At 73.3% G+C, this 15,377-nt stretch carries 9 protein-coding genes; 1 reads left to right on the forward strand and 8 read right to left on the reverse strand.

Annotated features, from left to right (window positions below; translation table 11 throughout):
* Positions 1–10: 10 nt before the first annotated feature.
* Positions 11–1,177, reverse strand: coding sequence for an acyl-CoA dehydrogenase family protein (locus tag F4562_RS01800; RefSeq protein ID WP_184540458.1), 1,167 nt, complete (start codon positions 1,175–1,177; stop codon positions 11–13).
* 650 nt (positions 1,178–1,827) lie between these two features.
* On the opposite strand from F4562_RS01800, the gene F4562_RS36180 reads away from it, so the two are divergent.
* Positions 1,828–2,565 (forward strand): phosphotransferase family protein, encoded by a 738-nt coding sequence (locus F4562_RS36180; RefSeq protein ID WP_221206592.1) that lies wholly within the window; start codon positions 1,828–1,830, stop codon positions 2,563–2,565.
* A 757-nt stretch (positions 2,566–3,322) separates the two neighbouring features.
* On the opposite strand, the gene F4562_RS01810 is transcribed toward F4562_RS36180, so the two are convergent.
* The 7 genes from F4562_RS01810 to F4562_RS01840 all read right to left on the reverse strand — a co-directional run bounded on the left by F4562_RS01810 (position 3,323) and on the right by F4562_RS01840 (position 15,376).
* Positions 3,323–4,456: a nucleotidyltransferase family protein gene (locus F4562_RS01810; protein WP_184540460.1), complete on the reverse strand. Its 1,134-nt coding sequence runs from the start codon at positions 4,454–4,456 to the stop codon at positions 3,323–3,325.
* A 363-nt stretch (positions 4,457–4,819) separates the two neighbouring features.
* On the reverse strand, positions 4,820–6,760 hold the full coding sequence (locus F4562_RS01815; RefSeq protein ID WP_184540462.1) for a condensation domain-containing protein: 1,941 nt from the start codon (positions 6,758–6,760) through the stop codon (positions 4,820–4,822).
* Between the two features lie 52 nt (positions 6,761–6,812).
* Positions 6,813–8,573, reverse strand: a complete 1,761-nt coding sequence (locus F4562_RS36185) for an ABC transporter ATP-binding protein (RefSeq protein WP_184540464.1) — start codon at positions 8,571–8,573, stop codon at positions 6,813–6,815.
* A 47-nt stretch (positions 8,574–8,620) separates the two neighbouring features.
* Positions 8,621–10,519 (reverse strand): ABC transporter ATP-binding protein, encoded by a 1,899-nt coding sequence (locus tag F4562_RS01825; RefSeq protein WP_184540466.1) that lies wholly within the window; start codon positions 10,517–10,519, stop codon positions 8,621–8,623.
* A 130-nt stretch (positions 10,520–10,649) separates the two neighbouring features.
* Positions 10,650–14,525 (reverse strand): non-ribosomal peptide synthetase, encoded by a 3,876-nt coding sequence (locus F4562_RS01830; protein WP_221206593.1) that lies wholly within the window; start codon positions 14,523–14,525, stop codon positions 10,650–10,652.
* The gene (locus F4562_RS01835; RefSeq protein ID WP_184540470.1) at positions 14,518–14,697 is read right to left on the reverse strand and encodes a phosphopantetheine-binding protein; all 180 of its coding nucleotides are present in this window, start codon (positions 14,695–14,697) and stop codon (positions 14,518–14,520) included. Before F4562_RS01835 ends, F4562_RS01830 begins: the two co-directional genes overlap by 8 nt.
* A 49-nt stretch (positions 14,698–14,746) precedes the next feature.
* Positions 14,747–15,376 carry an isochorismatase family protein gene (locus tag F4562_RS01840; RefSeq protein ID WP_184540472.1) on the reverse strand — a complete coding sequence of 210 codons (630 nt, stop codon included), beginning with the start codon at positions 15,374–15,376 and terminating at the stop codon, positions 14,747–14,749.
* Position 15,377: the final 1 nt, after the last annotated feature.

The raw sequence follows: 15,377 nt of genomic DNA on the forward strand, positions 1-15,377 counted from the left end.
CTCGGTTCCTTCAGGCCAGCCTGACGGCGCGGTCCAGCACGCAGAGGGCACCGGTGGCCACGAGAAGGCGGTCGTCGGCGTAGTTCAGGCTGGCCGACCGCAAGTCGCGGAAGTGCCGTTCGAGCGGGATGACCGCTCCCCGGCGGTAGCCGATCGACATCCCCGCGAGCTGGACGAGCCGGTCGACCGCGTCGAAGGTGTGCTCCGCCGCGACCACCTTGAGGGTGTTCAGGTGGACCTGTGTCGCCGGGTTGTCGAGCGACTGCGACGCCGCCGACAGCTCCGCGACCTCCTCGCACACCCGGTGCAGGTAGGCGCTCGTCACCTCGAGGTCGATCCTTGTCCGCGCCAGGCGTTCGCGGACGAGGTCCGACCGGATGTCGAACGACGGCGGGCACCGCGGTGAGCGGACCAGCGCCACGAAGTCGCGCAGCGCGCCCGTGGCCGCCCCCAGCCAGCACGACGCCCAGGCCAGGTGCCCGTACGGGGCCATCACCTCGACCGCGATCTCGCGGAACCCGCCGGGCTCGCCCACCACCTGCTCATCCGGCACCGCGGCCCTGAGCGCCATGCTCACACTGCGCGTGCCGCGCATGCCCATGGCGTCCCACTCACCGCGATGCGTGATGTCCAGCTGCGCCCGGTCGGCGTAGACCAGCGTCAGCTGGTTGTCGCGGGCCTGTTCGGAGGCGCGCATGGTGATGAGGAAGCCTTCGGCGTACTCGCCGCCGGTGACCACCGGCGCCTCCCGTTCGAACAACAGGGTCCCGTCCCGGTCGGCCAGCGCCGCCACCCCGGTCATCAGGTGCCCGCCCTTGCCCGGCTCCGTGGTCACCGAGGCCAGATACAGCTCCCCGCGGGCGATGCGGGGCAGCAGCGCGGCCGCCAGATCCGCACTCGCGAAGCGGGCGAGCACCGCGACCTGCTGGCAGTGCATGGCCCAGATCAGCCCGGTCGACAGGCAGGCCGTGCTCAGCCGCTGCGCCACCGCCACCAGATCGGGCAGCCGGCCGCCGAGGCCGCCGTACTCGCGGGGCACCAGCAGGCCCATCAGGCCGTTGGCGCGCAGCGCCGCCAGCGACCGCCGTGGAAACTCCGAACGACGGTCGGCCTCCGCCGCGTGCCCGGCCAGAGTCGGCAGCACGGCCTCTGCCAGTTCCAGCGGAGTGTGCGTCACCGGATTCAAGTGTTCCCACTCGGTCGCGTGGGGGCGGCGGGTGGCCGGACGGCCGGCGCGGAATATGCGATCCCGGATTCACGATCCGGAATATGGGACGACGACGGTGTGAGTAAACTACTGCATCGAGGGTAATCATCACCATTTATGAGCATCGGTTGGCATGCTAGTAAACGATTTCCTTTAATGTCAATGCCCGAACCGAGTCCGGAAACTGTAATCAGTCGCTACGAATCGGTAATCCCGCGCGCGACCGGCCGCCCCGACCGGCTTTCCACGGCCCGTATCCCGGCGTCTCCGGCTTCGCCGCCCACCGCGCCTTCCGCCGGGTTTTGTTTTTCTCCGGGATGATTCTCCATAAATGGCCAGCCGTAACGGCCGGGGCGTCGTCGGCGTCGCCGTCCGGAGCGGTACGGGTGACACGGGTGACACGACCGGCGTCTCCGGGGCTCGGCCGGCCTCTCCGGGGGCTCGGGAGGCACGGCCGGCGCCTTCGGGAGGCACGGGCGGCGTCGGGCCGGGCGTTATCATCGGGCCGGGAACCGTCCCGGCCGCGCCGGCTCCGTGCTCGCGCGACACCGCGGTGAGAAGGCCGTCTCCCCCGCGGAACGACGAAAAACGACGAAAAACGACGAGAAGAGGAGGCGGCGGTGGCCGGCACACCTGGTGAGGCGATCCCGCTGACCGGGGGACGGATGACCGAAGGCGTCGTCTTGCGCGGCGGCACCGTGCGCAGACCGGTGAACGGCTCCTCTGCGTTCGTCGCGGCCCTCCTGGGGCTTCTGCGAGACAGGGGCTTCGACGGCGCTCCGCGCCATCTGGGGCAGGAGGACGGCATGGATGTCCTCAGCTACCTGCCCGGAGACGTCCCCGCGCGCTTCGGCGCGTGGTCGGACGGGCAGGTGGCGGCCGCGGGATCGCTGCTCCGCGCCTTTCACGACGCGACACGCGGGAGCGCGCTGGCGGGCCGCCACCCCGTGGTGTGTCACCACGACGCCGGGCCGAACAACACGGTCTTCCGCCGGGGCGAGCCGGTCGCCTTCATCGACTTCGACACCGCGGCCCCGGGCAGCCCGCTCGAGGATCTCGGATACATGGCCTGGACGTGGTGCGTCTCGTCCAAGCAGACCGTCCCGGTGGAACGGCAGGCGCTCCAGGTGCGGATCCTCGCCGACGCCTACCGGCTCCCCGACGTGGAGCGCGGCGTCCTGGTCGACTCAGTCCTGGAGCGCCAGCTACGGAACGCCCGCTTCTGGGGCGAACTGCTCGCCGAGCCCGGCACGGCGCCCGCCGATCCCGGCGTCATCGGCACGCGTATCGCGTGGAGCCGGCGGGAGCACGCGTTCACCCACGCGAACCGTGCGGTGTTCGACCGCGCTCTGACCTGAGCCGCCCGCGGCTGACCCCTGCTCGGACGCCCGCAGGTAGAAGCGCATGAGCTCGGGGTAGTTCGACGCGTCGGGGTTCGTCACGTGGATGAGGTTGCCGCCGTCGCTCGACCTCCCGGAGTGGTGCACCAGGACCCTCCTCAGATACGTCTTCATGGCCTGGAGCGCCGAGTTCTGCTGCTTCCCGCACATCATGAGGAGCCGTATCGGCCGGTCGACGAGGTAGCGCTGCATCCGCGGGTGGAGATCCGGTCGCGGGGTGTCGCCGTAGAAGACCATGTAGTCGTCGAGGGTGAGGATCATGTCGGTGACCTGCGTCACCTCGAAGCCCAGGGCGGCGGACGCCCGCGTCACGATGCGCGGCACGTCGACGGAGGGGAGCCCAGCCCACTCGGCGTGCAACTCGGCCAGGCGCCGCTGACAGCCGGGGACGTCGGCCGGCGGCCACTCGTACCAGGAGAAGGCGCCGCTCTCGCCCGCCACGTGTCTCCTGGCCAGGCCGGCTCCGGCCGCCGACTCCGGGAAGCAGGGGTCGTAGGCCAGGCGGTCCGGCTCGTCCAGGCCCGCCGCCAGGAACATGGCGAAGTCCGCCGCCCGCCTCCCCGGCATGACGCTGTTCTCCCCTTCCAGGGCGTCGGGCTTCAGGAAGACCGGCACAATCGACCAGTAGGAGACCAGGGACATGTTCTCTCTCTCCAATCACGCCCGGCGGAACGCGCACGCGGAACGCCGGGAAACGGGCACCGTCACCTCTTCGTCAGACGAACGGCGGACGCTCCGCCGGGGAGACCTCGACTCCGGTTCTGCTTCTGAGCCGCAGACGCATGTCTCCGTCCCATGACAGGAAGGCCCCGCCGACGTTCCTGTCCGCCGCGCTCCGCAGCCAGCGGGGCGAGCAGAACCCGCGCAGCCCGATCTCCTCCACGACGGCCGAGCCGAAGAGTTCGTCGAGGTGGAAGCAGACCCAGGCCACGGGCGGGCCGAGGTCCCGGTCGCGGATCAGCGCGACCGCGTCCGCCCTCTCTCCGGCCGAGAGCCGGTCCCAGGCACGCCACACGTCGGCGAACTGGCTGAGGCGCACGTCCGCCAACGGGTTCGTGTCGTCCACCCACCACGCCTCCCGGAAGAGGTGCAGGACGTGGAAGACGAAGTCGTGGACGGGGTCCAGGACGGGGATGCGGCTCCGGCCGCCTTCGTGGTCCACCGCGAGCGACGACGCGTTCGCGAGAGCCTCCGGCACACCGACGGCCCACCGGCACCCGAACCAGGTGAAGCTGAAGGCCACGTCGACGATGTGGTACCTGAAGTAGGGGTTCCCGCTCGGCCGGAAGAAGTGCGGCAGGTGGTCGGGGCGTAGTTTGAACAGCAACTTCGCCGGTCTCGGCATGTCGACCAGCTCCCGGGACGCGGGGTCCACCACCTTCCCGCCGGCGTAGCCCAGCTCTTCGACGACCTGCGCCAGCTTGGGGGCGTCCTCGGGGCTCACCATCACGTCCAGGTCGCCGAGGACGCGCGCGCCGGTCCCGTCGTAGAGTCTCGCCTGCGCGGCCACCCCCTTCGTGAAGGCGACACGCAGGCCCGCCGCCGCCACGCGGTCCGAGATGCGGGCCGCTTCACGCAGGTGCTCCCCGATCCTCAGCCTGTTGATGGTCAGGGAGTCCTTGAGGTGGCGCTGGACCCGGTTGTGGAGTCTCCCCAGCGTGCCGCTCCGCGTCAGATGGTCGGCGAGCGCCGGGGCGAGGGCGTGCCGGGCGGCGAACCCCACGAGCAGGTCGCCGTCCACTCCCCGGGAGATCATGGCCTGGGCCTCGTCGAAAGCCTCGTTGCCCGGCGACGCTATGGACACCCGCTCCAGCAGACGCCAGGTCTCGGGGATTTCATCGCGTTCCACGGCACTCCGTTCCGCCGCGTTCCCCGCGGAAACCCACTGCCCCGTGTCCGGGCCCTCCCGGCACGTTGCGGCGGGCGTCCGGGGTGCGCGGACCGGACGCGCCGACCCGCCGATCGGTCCGCCGGTTCGTCCCGGGCCGCATGACGTGGCACGCGGCCTCCCCGCGACCGGCCCGACGGGAAATCAATACTTTATCACCGCTGATGCCATCCCTTTTCGACTCCAGATGTGGCACGAGTTTTTGATACATCAAATTCCGATATAAGGTCAAGAGTTGACGTCCGACCGCCGTTATTGTTCTCATGGGATTTCCGATATCTTCTGGAATTCCTTCCGGAACGGCGCGACGGCGCACGACCGCTCTCATTGACGGATTTCCCGGGCCGGATCCCGCCCGGCCGCCCGCGGACGACCGGCGCCGGCCTGCGGGCCGGCGTGGCCGGTGCCGGATCGCCGGTCGACCCCGTGCGGGAGGCGGCGGTCCGCGGTCGTACGGAGCGCGGACGCCACCGACCGCAGCGGCCGGGGGCCGAGCAGGTCGGGGAACGTCACGCCGGTGAAGCCCAGCTCCGCCAGCCGGTCCAGCACCGCGGGCACCCGGCGCGCACGGCCGCCCTGCTCGGCGTAGGAACGGCCGAGCACGGCCCCCGCCAGTCCCGCGCGCTCCCGCAGGGCCGCCAGCAGGGCCTGCTCGGCCTCGGTGTCCGGCCGCGCGGGAGGTTCCGGGAGCCCGCCGACGAGGCGGACCGCGTCCGGCAGCACCACACCGGGCGTGTCCAGCGCGGACGCGACATGCTCCAGCACCGCGCTCGGCGGGATCGCCGCCCGCACCGTCGCCACGACCGCGCCGTCGGAGGCGACGGTCACCGCGGCGTCCTCGACGCCCGGATGCTCACGCAGCAGGCGTTCGGTCCCGGCGAGGTCGAGCACCCTGCCGTCGGCGGTGCGCAGCCAGTCCGTCGTACGCACGGCGACGCCCAGGTCGGACGGTGCCGGGTCGTCTCCTTCCGCGGCCCGCCACACCAGTCGTTCCGCGGCCCGCAACAGCTCGGCGAGGTCGTCGGCCGGCAGGATCGCGGCGTCGGCGTCGAAGGACAGCAGGGCGACCTCGGTGATCTCGTCGACCACGGCGAACAGCGTGGTGTCGGGTTTGCCCTTCCCCGGCCCCCGGGTCGTCTCGGTCCGGCCGAGCAGGTCGCCGTCGAGCGTGCCCGCGTCCTCCCGGCGGCCGGGCGAGCGGCGGGCGGTGGGCTTGAAGTTGAAGATGGTCGGCAGGGTGACCGCCGTACGGCGTTCCCCGGTCGCCAGTGCCCGCTGCTCCAGCATCTCCGCGTGGTCGTAGCCGCTGTGCCTGGCCGCGACGAGCTGGGCACGCCAGCACGACCTGGCGAGCAGGGAGAAGGCTCCCGTCCCGGCCGCGTCGACGTCGACGAGACCGAGCTGGATGAACGACCCCACCGACGACTCGTAGCCGGTCGTGGGACGGTTGTCCACCACCGTCGTCCACGACCACCGGTCGTTGCCGGTGTACCGCATGAGCACCGCGGTCACCGCGGCCATGAGCACCGCCGACGCGGGCAGGCCGAGCCCGCGGGTGACCACGGGCAGGGCGGCCGCCAGGGCGGGGGAACGCAGGTCCACCCGGACCCGGCCCGGGTGCGCCGGGTCCGGCCGGTAGGGGAACAGCGTGGTCGGGATCGTGCGCAGCCGCTCGGCCCAGTACGTCATCGCGGCGGCGGCCCTCGCCTGTTCGGCGGGCGTGCGCTCCTGTTCGGCGAGGTCACGGGGCTGGCGGACGGCGGGGAGCGGGGCGGTCACGCCTGCCGCCGCGGCGGCGAGGCCGTCGCCGAGCTGGGTGGCGAGGAGGTCCAGGGTGCGGGCGTCGGCGGCGATGTGGTGCACCATGAGGCACAACGTCCGCGGCCTGCCCGCCTCGGTCACCACCGCCGCCCGCAGGGGCCACTCGGTGTCCAGCCGCACCGGTACCCGGCCCAGTTCGGCCGCCACCTCCCGGACCCGGGACGGCACGTCATGCGGCTCGGCGGGCACCACGCGCAGCGGCGGGCCGGCGGGCGGATGGATCACCTGGTGCGGGTCTCCGTGCTCGTCGGTCCGGATCGTCGTGCGCAGCGCCTCGTGGCGGCGCACGCACTCCGCCAGGACGGCCCGCACCCCCGCCAGGTCCACGCCGTCGGGGACCGGGACGACCTGGCGGAGGTTCAGCGCGGCGCGTGCCGGTTCCGGGGCGGCGAGGCTGTTGCACCACAGCATGAGCTGGCCGCGGGTGAGCGGGGCGTGCGGCACGGGTCCTCCTTCTGGTGGGGCCGGTCAGGCGTAGGAGCTTGCGGTGGGCCGGTCAGGCGTAGGAGTCGACCTGCATTCGGTGCAACTCGGCGTAGAGTCCCCGCCGGGCGGCGAGATCCTCGTGCTTTCCGACCTCGGTGATCCCGCCGTCCTCCACCACCACGATCAGGTCGGCGATCCGGGCGGTGGACAGGCGGTGGGTCACGAACACGGTGATCGCACCCGTTTCCGAGACCTGACCGGCCGTCTCGGCGTACCGGCGGACCAGGTCACGCTCGGCCGGGGCGTCCAGGCTGGCGAAGGGCTCGTCGAGCACCACCAGCAGCGGCCGGGTGCGCATCGCCGCCCTGGCCAGGGCGAGTTTCTGCCACTGCCCGCCGGACAGGTCGACGCCCCCGTCCAGGCTGCGGCCGAGCGGCGTCCGCAGGCCGTGCGGGGTGGCCGCGACGACGTCCTCGGCACCCGCGGCCCGGATCGCGGCCTCGACGCGGGACTCGTCGTGCATGTGGGGGAGATCCCCGATGCCCACCGCCTCCGCCAACCGCAGTTCGAAGCGGTGCCCGTCCTGGAACGCCGCCGTGACGGCGCTCTGCCACGAGGCGGGCTCGATCGCGGTCAGCGGGCGGTCGTCGACGGTGATCACGCCCGTGGTCGGTTCGTACAGCCCGCAGAGCAGTTTGATCAGTGTGCTCTTGCCCGCCCCGTGCGGGCCGACGACGGCCACGCTCGTCCCGGCGGGGATGGTCAGGTCGATGTCGCGCAGCACGTCCGCCTCGCTTCCGGGGTAGCGGAAACAGACGCCGCTCAGGGTGATGCCGGAGCGCAGCGTCGCCGGCGCGGCCCCGCCGGAGGCCGGGGTGAGGCCCGCGTCGAAGTCCCGCAGCCAGTGATAGCGGTCCAGCAGGCCGACCGCCCGTTGCAGCGCGGTCACGCTGCCCGCCAGCGACGTCGTGGACCGGGTGAGGGTGGCCGTCAGGATGACCACCATCATGAGGTCGCCGAGTCCCGCCCGGCCCTGTGAGATGAGCCAGGCGACGACCGCCAGGGCACCGGTGTAGGAGGCGACCAGGATCGCCGACCCCGCGATGGCGAACCGCGCGGTTCGCAGGTCGGCTCTCGCCTCGATGGCCGACGCCTGTGACCAGAGCCGATCGGCGCGCTCGTCCAGGCCGTCGCCCGCCGCTCCGATGCGGATCTCGGAGTTGGCGTCCGGGGACAGGCACAGGCCGGTCAGGTGCTGCTCCAGCCGTGTCAGCGGGGTGGCCCGGTCCAGCAGCGCGGTCGCCTTCCGCTGGCCCGCCGCCCGCAGCAGCAGGACCGGCACCCCGGCCGGCACCATGAGGGCGGAGAGCGGGTGGACGGTGAGCATCAGGGCGATGCCGAGCGTGAGGACGACCGCGGTGTTCGCCACACCGCCCACGTTCCACAGGGCGGAGGTGAGCCATGACTTGCGTGCCCGGATCAGGGCGACGCGGTCGAGGTAGTCGGGGTTCTCGACGTGCCCGATGTGCGGGACGCCGGACACCGCGGTGAGGACCTGCCGGTCGACCTCCAGACCGATCCGCTCCCCCAGTTGCAGTTCCAGGTTGGACTGGACCCTGCCGATCGAGGCCGCCGACGCCGCCAGGAGGCCCGCGGCGACTGCGGCGGTGACGCACCGCGTCCACCGGCCCGCCACGGCGGCGTCCACCATGTCGCGGATGAACCACACCTCCGCGATCACGACGGCGCCGCCGGACAGCAGGAGGACCGCCACGACGAGGACGTTGCGCCGGTCGGCTCGCCAGGCGAATCCCAGCAGGGCGGCGAGCACGCCCAGGCGGGTACGGGTGCTGTGGGTGTCGATGACTGACTCCTCGATCAGGAGACCCGGCCGTGGACCAGGGCGGCCTGCAGGTGGTACCAGCGGGCGTAGTCCCCGCCCCGGGCCAGGAGTTCCTCGTGCGTGCCCAGTTCGCCGACCCGGCCGCCGGACAGGACCGCGATCCGGTCGGCGTGCCGCACGGTGGCGAAGCGGTGGGAGATGAGGACGAGGGTCCGGTCCGCCGTGGCCTCGATGAGCTTGCGGAAGACCCCCAGTTCGGCCTTGACGTCCAGGTGCGCGGTCGGCTCGTCGAGCACGACCACGCTCGCGCCGCTGCCGGCCGCGTAGAACGCCCTGGCCAGGGCGATCTTCTGCCACTGCCCGCCGGACAGGTCGGTGCCCCCGCGGTATCCGGCCGACAGCACCGACGAGAGCCCGTCGGGCAGGGCCTCCACGAGTTCCCGGGCCTCCGCCTGGTCGAGCGCCTCCCGCAGTGTCCTGTCCGCGATCTCGGGATCGTTCAGGGCACCGTTGCCGAGACGCACGTTGTCCTCGGCGGACAGGTGGTAGCGGACGGGTGACTGGAACACCACGGCGAGCCTCGCCCACCAGGCCGGGAGGCCGAGCGCGGCGATGTCGGCGCCGTCGGCGGTGATCCGGCCCCGCTGCGGGGATTGCAGCCCGGTGAGCAACCGGACGAGGGTGGACTTGCCCGCCCCGTTGAGCCCGACGATCGCCAGCTTCTCACCGGCGCGGATCTCCAGGTTCAGCCCGTCGAGCACCTGGCGGTCACCGTTCGGGTAGCCGAACCCCACATCCGTGAAGCGGATCATCGGAGGTGCGGTCGCGACGGTGTCCGTGCGGCGGATCGCCGCGGGTGCGGCCTCGACCGTGCCGCCGGGGACGGTCGCGGGGGCACGACGGCCGAACCGGTCGAGCAGCCTCCGGTACGCCGCCGCGGACACCTTGCCGTAGTCGACCACGAACGGTTCCAGGCCCAGCGCGGACCCGGCCAGCAGCAGGAGCGCGACACGCAGGTGGAAGAGCAGTTCCGCGGCGGTCAGCTCACCGCGTGCCGCCGCCATGGCGATCAGGACGAAGACCGGCACCGCGGTCAGGGCGGACATGCCCAGCACGATCCACTGTTCCCCCATGACCCGCATGCGCTTGCTCCACAGGGGCGTGAACCGGGCCAGCGCGACGCGCTCGTACTCGCTGACGAACCAGCCGGCGAGGCCGAAGATACGGATCTCCTTGGCGGCACGGGCACCGGTGACCGTGTCGGCCAGGTGGTCGGCTCTGCGCTGCAACGGCTGCGTCCGCAGCGCGAGGGTGCGTATCCCGCCGGTGCCCGCCCACTGGCGGCGCAGCAGGGCGTTCTGCGCCAGCACCAGCACCAGCGCCGGCAGGGCGATCCACCACGAGAAGACGGCCAGCGCCGCGGCCGCGGCGACGGTGGCCGCGCGGCGGAAGCACAGCGCCAGCTGGGCCGTGGCCGCGGCGCCCGCCGTGTGGTGGGAGTACCCTTTCGTCACCAGTTCCAGGTCGTCCTGGACGGACTGTTCGGCGAGTTCGGCGGGGGTGGCCGCGTCGAGCGCGATCCGGCGGACGCGGTGGCGGACGCGACCGTCGACCTGCCGTGTCACCCGGTCCCGGAGCGGTTTCTCCAGCGCGGACGACGCCTGGGTGAGCAGCATCATGACGGCGAGGGCCAGCAGCGGCCCCAGGGCGTGGTCGAAGGCCGTCGCCGCCGCACCGTCCACCAGCAGGCCCGCCAACGCTCCCAGCACGTACGCGACGGCCAGCGGCGCGGCGACCTGGAGGACCGACACCAGGACGAGCGCGGCGACGGAGCCGGTTCCCGCGTGCCGCAGCAGCCCCAGCAACGCCATGTCACCGCGCGGCGAGAAGCGCGGGGGGCCGGAGGACGTTCCGGGTCTCTCCGTGACGGTCATGAGGTCATGCCTTCGTACCTCGCGTGTTCGGTGGTCGGAAGCGGACAGGCGACCGCGGGCCGGGTGCGGGGGTCTCCCGGCCGGTCCTCCCGTCGCCCGGACGGTGATCGGTGCGGCGATCGGTGCGGTCTCACCCGGCGGGTCCGGTCTCACCGCCGGGTGCGCCGGCCGGGATGAGGTCTCCCAGGTCGCCGAGGCAGCCGGACGGGTCGAGGGGCGGGCACTCGAACCCGGCGCCGCGGTCGCACCTGACCTCCCCCGGCACCGGCGGCGGACCGGGGTTCAGGTCGAAGAAGACGGCGAGGGCGGCCGAGTCCGCGTCCAGGTGCCTGATCCGGTCGACCCACTCCGGAAGGGGCACGACGGGCAGGCCGAGAACGTCGGCGATCACCTCGTCCAGGCGGACCGGAGGCAGCGGGGCGAGGTTGAAGACACCGGTCGCGCCGGACGCCGACAACCCGGCGATCGCCCGCGCGGCGTAGTCCACCGGGGTCCACGGTTCGGCGACGTCCAGCTTCGGCCCGGCCCCCGCCAGCGCGCCGGCCCGCAGGATGCGCCGGAGCAGGTCGTTCGGGTTGGGGCCGCCCACCACCCGGCCCAGGCGGTAGACCGCGGCGGGCAGCCCGCGCTCCAGCGCCTGCCGTACCAGCTGCTCGCAGACCCACTTGCTGCGCCGGTAGCCGTCGCGCAGGCCGTCGTGCGCGGCGACGAACTCCTCCGCCACGACGGCTCCGGCCGGGGCGACGGCCAGCGTGGAGACGTAGTGGAAGGACACGCCCAGCCGGAGCAGGTCCACGGTGGCGGTCACGTTCACCGCGCGCAGGCTGGAGTACGCGCGGGTGACGCTGACCTCGGCCGCGTTGTGGTAGATCACGTCCACGGGCGGCAGAGCGCCGGTCCAGCCCGGTTCGGCCAGATCGGCGGGCACGGCGCGCACTCTCCGGTGACGGGGCAGCCGGCCGGGGTCGCGGACCGGGCAGACGATCCGCGCGTCCGTGGTCGCGAGCAGTTCGGCGAGCAGGCGCCTGCCCACGAACCCGGTGGCCCCGGTGAGCAGCACGTCCCCGGGCGTCCCGGCCCGTCCCGCCCGCCCGGTCCGCCGGGGGTGCACGTCCCGCGGAAGCTCGGCGTCGGCCCGCCACGTCCCGGTCCCGGACGCCCCGGGGGTTCCGCCGCCGAGCGCCAGGGCCAGCTCCGCCGCGGTGGGGTGGCGGAACACCAGCGTGGCGGGCACGTCCCGGCCCAGATGGGCGGCGAGCCGGTTGACCACCTGGATGGTCTGCAACGACTGCCCGCCCAGCGCGAAGAAGTCGTCGCCGGGCGACAGGCCGGTGACGCCGAGCACTTCCGCCCAGACGGCCAGCACCGTCCCGGTCAGGTCACCGGCCGGCTCGGGCGCCGGTCCTGCGGTTTCGCGGAGCAGCGAACGGTCGACCTTCCCGGAGGCGGTCCGCGGCAGGCGGTCGGCGTACACGTACGCGCCGGGGACCACCGCCGCGGGCAGCCGCCCGGCCAGGTGCGCGCGCAACTCGGCGGGGCTCACCGGCTCCGATCGGCCGGGATCGGTCACGACGTGCGCGACCAGGGACCTGACGCCGCCGGCGCCGGTCCTGCCGACGACCGCGGCCTCCCGTACCGAGGGGTGCCCGAGCAGCGCGGCCTCGATCTCCGCCGGGTGCACCCGATGCCCGCTGATCTTGAATTCGTCGTCGGTCCGCCCCAGGTACACCAGCTGCCCGTCCGGCCGCAGCCGGACCCGGTCCCCCGTGCGGTAGGCCCGCCCGGCGAACGGCTCGCGCAGGTATCCCCTGGCCAGGCCGCCGCCCATCAGCACCAGTTCGCCGTCGACGATGGCCGCGCGCACCCCCGGCAGCGGCCTGCCGATGGGCACCTCGTCGTCGCCGGGCGGCAGTTCGGCGACGGTCGCCACCACGGTCGCCTCGGTGGGACCGTAGGTGTTGAACAACCTGACCCCGCCGCCCACCGCGGCGTGCCAGCGGGCCACCCACTCGGGCAGCGCCGCCTCCCCGCCGATGATCACGGTGCGCACGCTCGCCGGAAGCACGGCGGTGCCGGCGGACAGGGCACGGACCACCTCGTGCCAGTACGCGGTCGGCAGGTCGAGCACGGTGACGCCCAGGTCGCCGCAGGCTCGCAGCAGCCGCGCCACCGACTCGACCATCTCCTCGGTCCGCACCACCAGCGTCGCCCCCGCGCACAGGGTGAGGAACAGCTCCTCCACGGAGGCGTCGAAGTGCAGAGGCGCGAACTGCAGCACCCGGTCCTCCGACCGCAGGCCGTACCTGTCGGTGGCACCGGCGACGAACTGCGCCAGCGCCTCGTGACCGACCGCCACCCCCCTGGGGCGGCCCGTGGAGCCGGAGGTGTACATCACGTACGCCAGCCCGTCCGGGGTCGCGTCCCCGCGGCGACCGTCGCCCTGTCCGGTGTCCCCGCGGCGCTCGACGCCGGAGGGGGTGATGAGCGCGTCGGGCCCGGCGTCCCGGAGCACCGCCTCGACGCGTGCCCTCGGCCAGGCGGGGTCGAGGGGCAGGTACGCGGCACCGGCGAGCAGTGTGCCGACGATCGCGGTGACCGCCTCCGGGCCACGGGGAAGCATGACGCCCACCAGACAGGCACCCGCCACCCGCCCGGCGACGTCCCGGGCCCGTCGTAGCAGCTCACGGTAGGTGAGGCTGGTTCCCCCGTGCTCGACGGCGACGGCGTGCGGCCGTTCCGCCGCCCGCGCGGCGATCAGCTCGGCCACGGGCACGGCCGGCGCGGGCAGGGGGCCGCCGTCCAGCGGGCTGCCGTGCCGCGCCGGGCGGCCGCGGAGGAGGTCGTCCAGGTGGCCCAGCCAGCCGTCCAGGTGGGCTTCGAGGTCCCGCGCCGAGTACGCGCCGGGGTTGGCCTCGACGTCCACCCGCAGGCCGCTCCGCCCGGAGACCGTCACCGACAGGTCCTCCACCGGGCCCGCCGACAGGTTGCGCACCACCCCGCGTGCCCGGCCGAAACGCAGCTCGGAGCGGAAGGGCAGAATGTTCACCACCGGGCCGAACAGCCGCCGCTCGCCGCCGACCAGGCCCAGGTCGCGGCGGAGCCATTCGTGGCGGTAGCGGTGGTGCGGCCTGGTCGCGCGGATCTCCCCGGCGACGTGCTCGGTCAGGGTCGCCAGTGTGGCGTCGTGGGGAACCGGCACCCGCAGCGGCACCATGTTCATGGCCATGCACGGCACCTTGAGCGCCGCCGAGCCCAGCCGGCCCATGACCGGCAGGCCGAGCACCACCTCGTCCGCGCCGGTCTGCCTGGCCAGGTAGCCGGCCGTGGCGGCGATCAGCACGTCGGGCCACCCGTTCCCGAGGTCGGGCACCTTCCCGGTGCGGCGCAACGTCGTCCGGGAGACGGGGGCGGGCCGGGCGAGCAGCGCGGCGGGGGGCAGGTCCGCGCACCGTCGCAGCCAGAACGCCCGGTCGGCGTCGCGTTCGGGCGAGGCGGCGTAGGCGCCGGCCTCGGCCACCGCGCGCGCGAAGGACTCCAGGGAGGAGGGGCCGGCGGCCGGTGGACGCCCGTCGTAGGCGGCGGCGACCCGCCCGGCCAGCAGGGCGAAGGCGTAGCCGTCGGCGGCGATGTGGTGGATGCGCTGGAACCACAGGTGACGCTCGTCGCCGAGGGTGAACAGCGCCTGGGTGAACAGCGGCCCCGCGGCCAGGTCGACCGGCGTCGCCAGGTCGGCCCGCATCCAGGTCTCGGCCTCGGCCTCCGAGGCGACCTCGGCCAGGTGCAGCGTCCACGGCCGCGGGGAGAGGACCTGCACGCCGTCGCGGAACCGGACGTGCAGGGCCGGAGCGTCGTCGATCACCTGCCGCAGGGCCCGGGAGAAACGCTCCACGTCCAGCGGGCCGACGATGTCGACGCACTCCCCGGCGTTGTAGACCGGGCTGGCCGGATCGAGGGCCTGACCGGTCCGGATGCCCTCCGCGGCGGGCGTCAGGGGGAGCTCAGTCACCGGCAAGCTCCGCCCACGCCCGCAGCGTGGGACGTTCGGCCAGGTCGGTGAAGTCCACGCCGAGCCGGTCGGCGACCATCATCAGGCGGACGGAGTCCAGCCCGTGGTCGAGCAGGTTGTCGTCGTCGCCCGGCAGGGGGCCGTCCAGCAGCGAGGCCACGTACTCCCTCATCCGAACACCTCCGGTGTGAGGAGCCCGGACTGCGGCCGTGGGAAGGAGGTCAAGAGCGCACCGCCGTCAGCTCCTGTGCCATGCGCTTGGTGGAGTGCACCTGGCCGCAGCGCTGCGCGGTGTACTCCAGCGCCGCGCGGTGGTGGGCCGGGGAGAAGTCGGCGACGGCGTCGGCCACCACGAAGGGCTGGATGTCCCGCATGAAGGCGTCCAGCGCGGTGGCCTGCACGCCTATGTGGGCGTAGACGCCGACGATCAGGAGCTGGTCCCGGGATCCGAGCCGCTCGGCCAGGTCGGTGCGGACGAAGGCGCTGTAGCGCCACTTGGTCAGCACGGCCGAGGGGTCGCCCGGCTTGAGCGCGTCCACGATGGCCGCGGCGTGCGGCTCGCCGCCCAGGCCGTGCCCCCAGAAGTCGGTCAGCAGCCCGCGCTGGCCGGGCGTCTGGCCTCCGGGCTGGGCGGAGTAGTGCACCGGGATGCCCAGCGCCACGCAGAGCTCGCGAAGCGCCAGGATGTTGTCGATCACCTCCGGGATCGGCGCGGACTCGAACGGGGCCAGGAAGTGGTTCTGCATGTCGTGCACGAGCAGCGCGACGCGTTCCGGCTCCACGCGCCAGCTCGTCCTGTTCTCGGGAAGGTCCACGGGCAGGTCGTACGGCTTGATCACGGGCAGCGCCATC

The sequence above is a fragment of the Streptosporangium becharense genome (genome assembly GCF_014204985.1).
Lineage (GTDB): Bacteria > Actinomycetota > Actinomycetes > Streptosporangiales > Streptosporangiaceae > Streptosporangium > Streptosporangium becharense.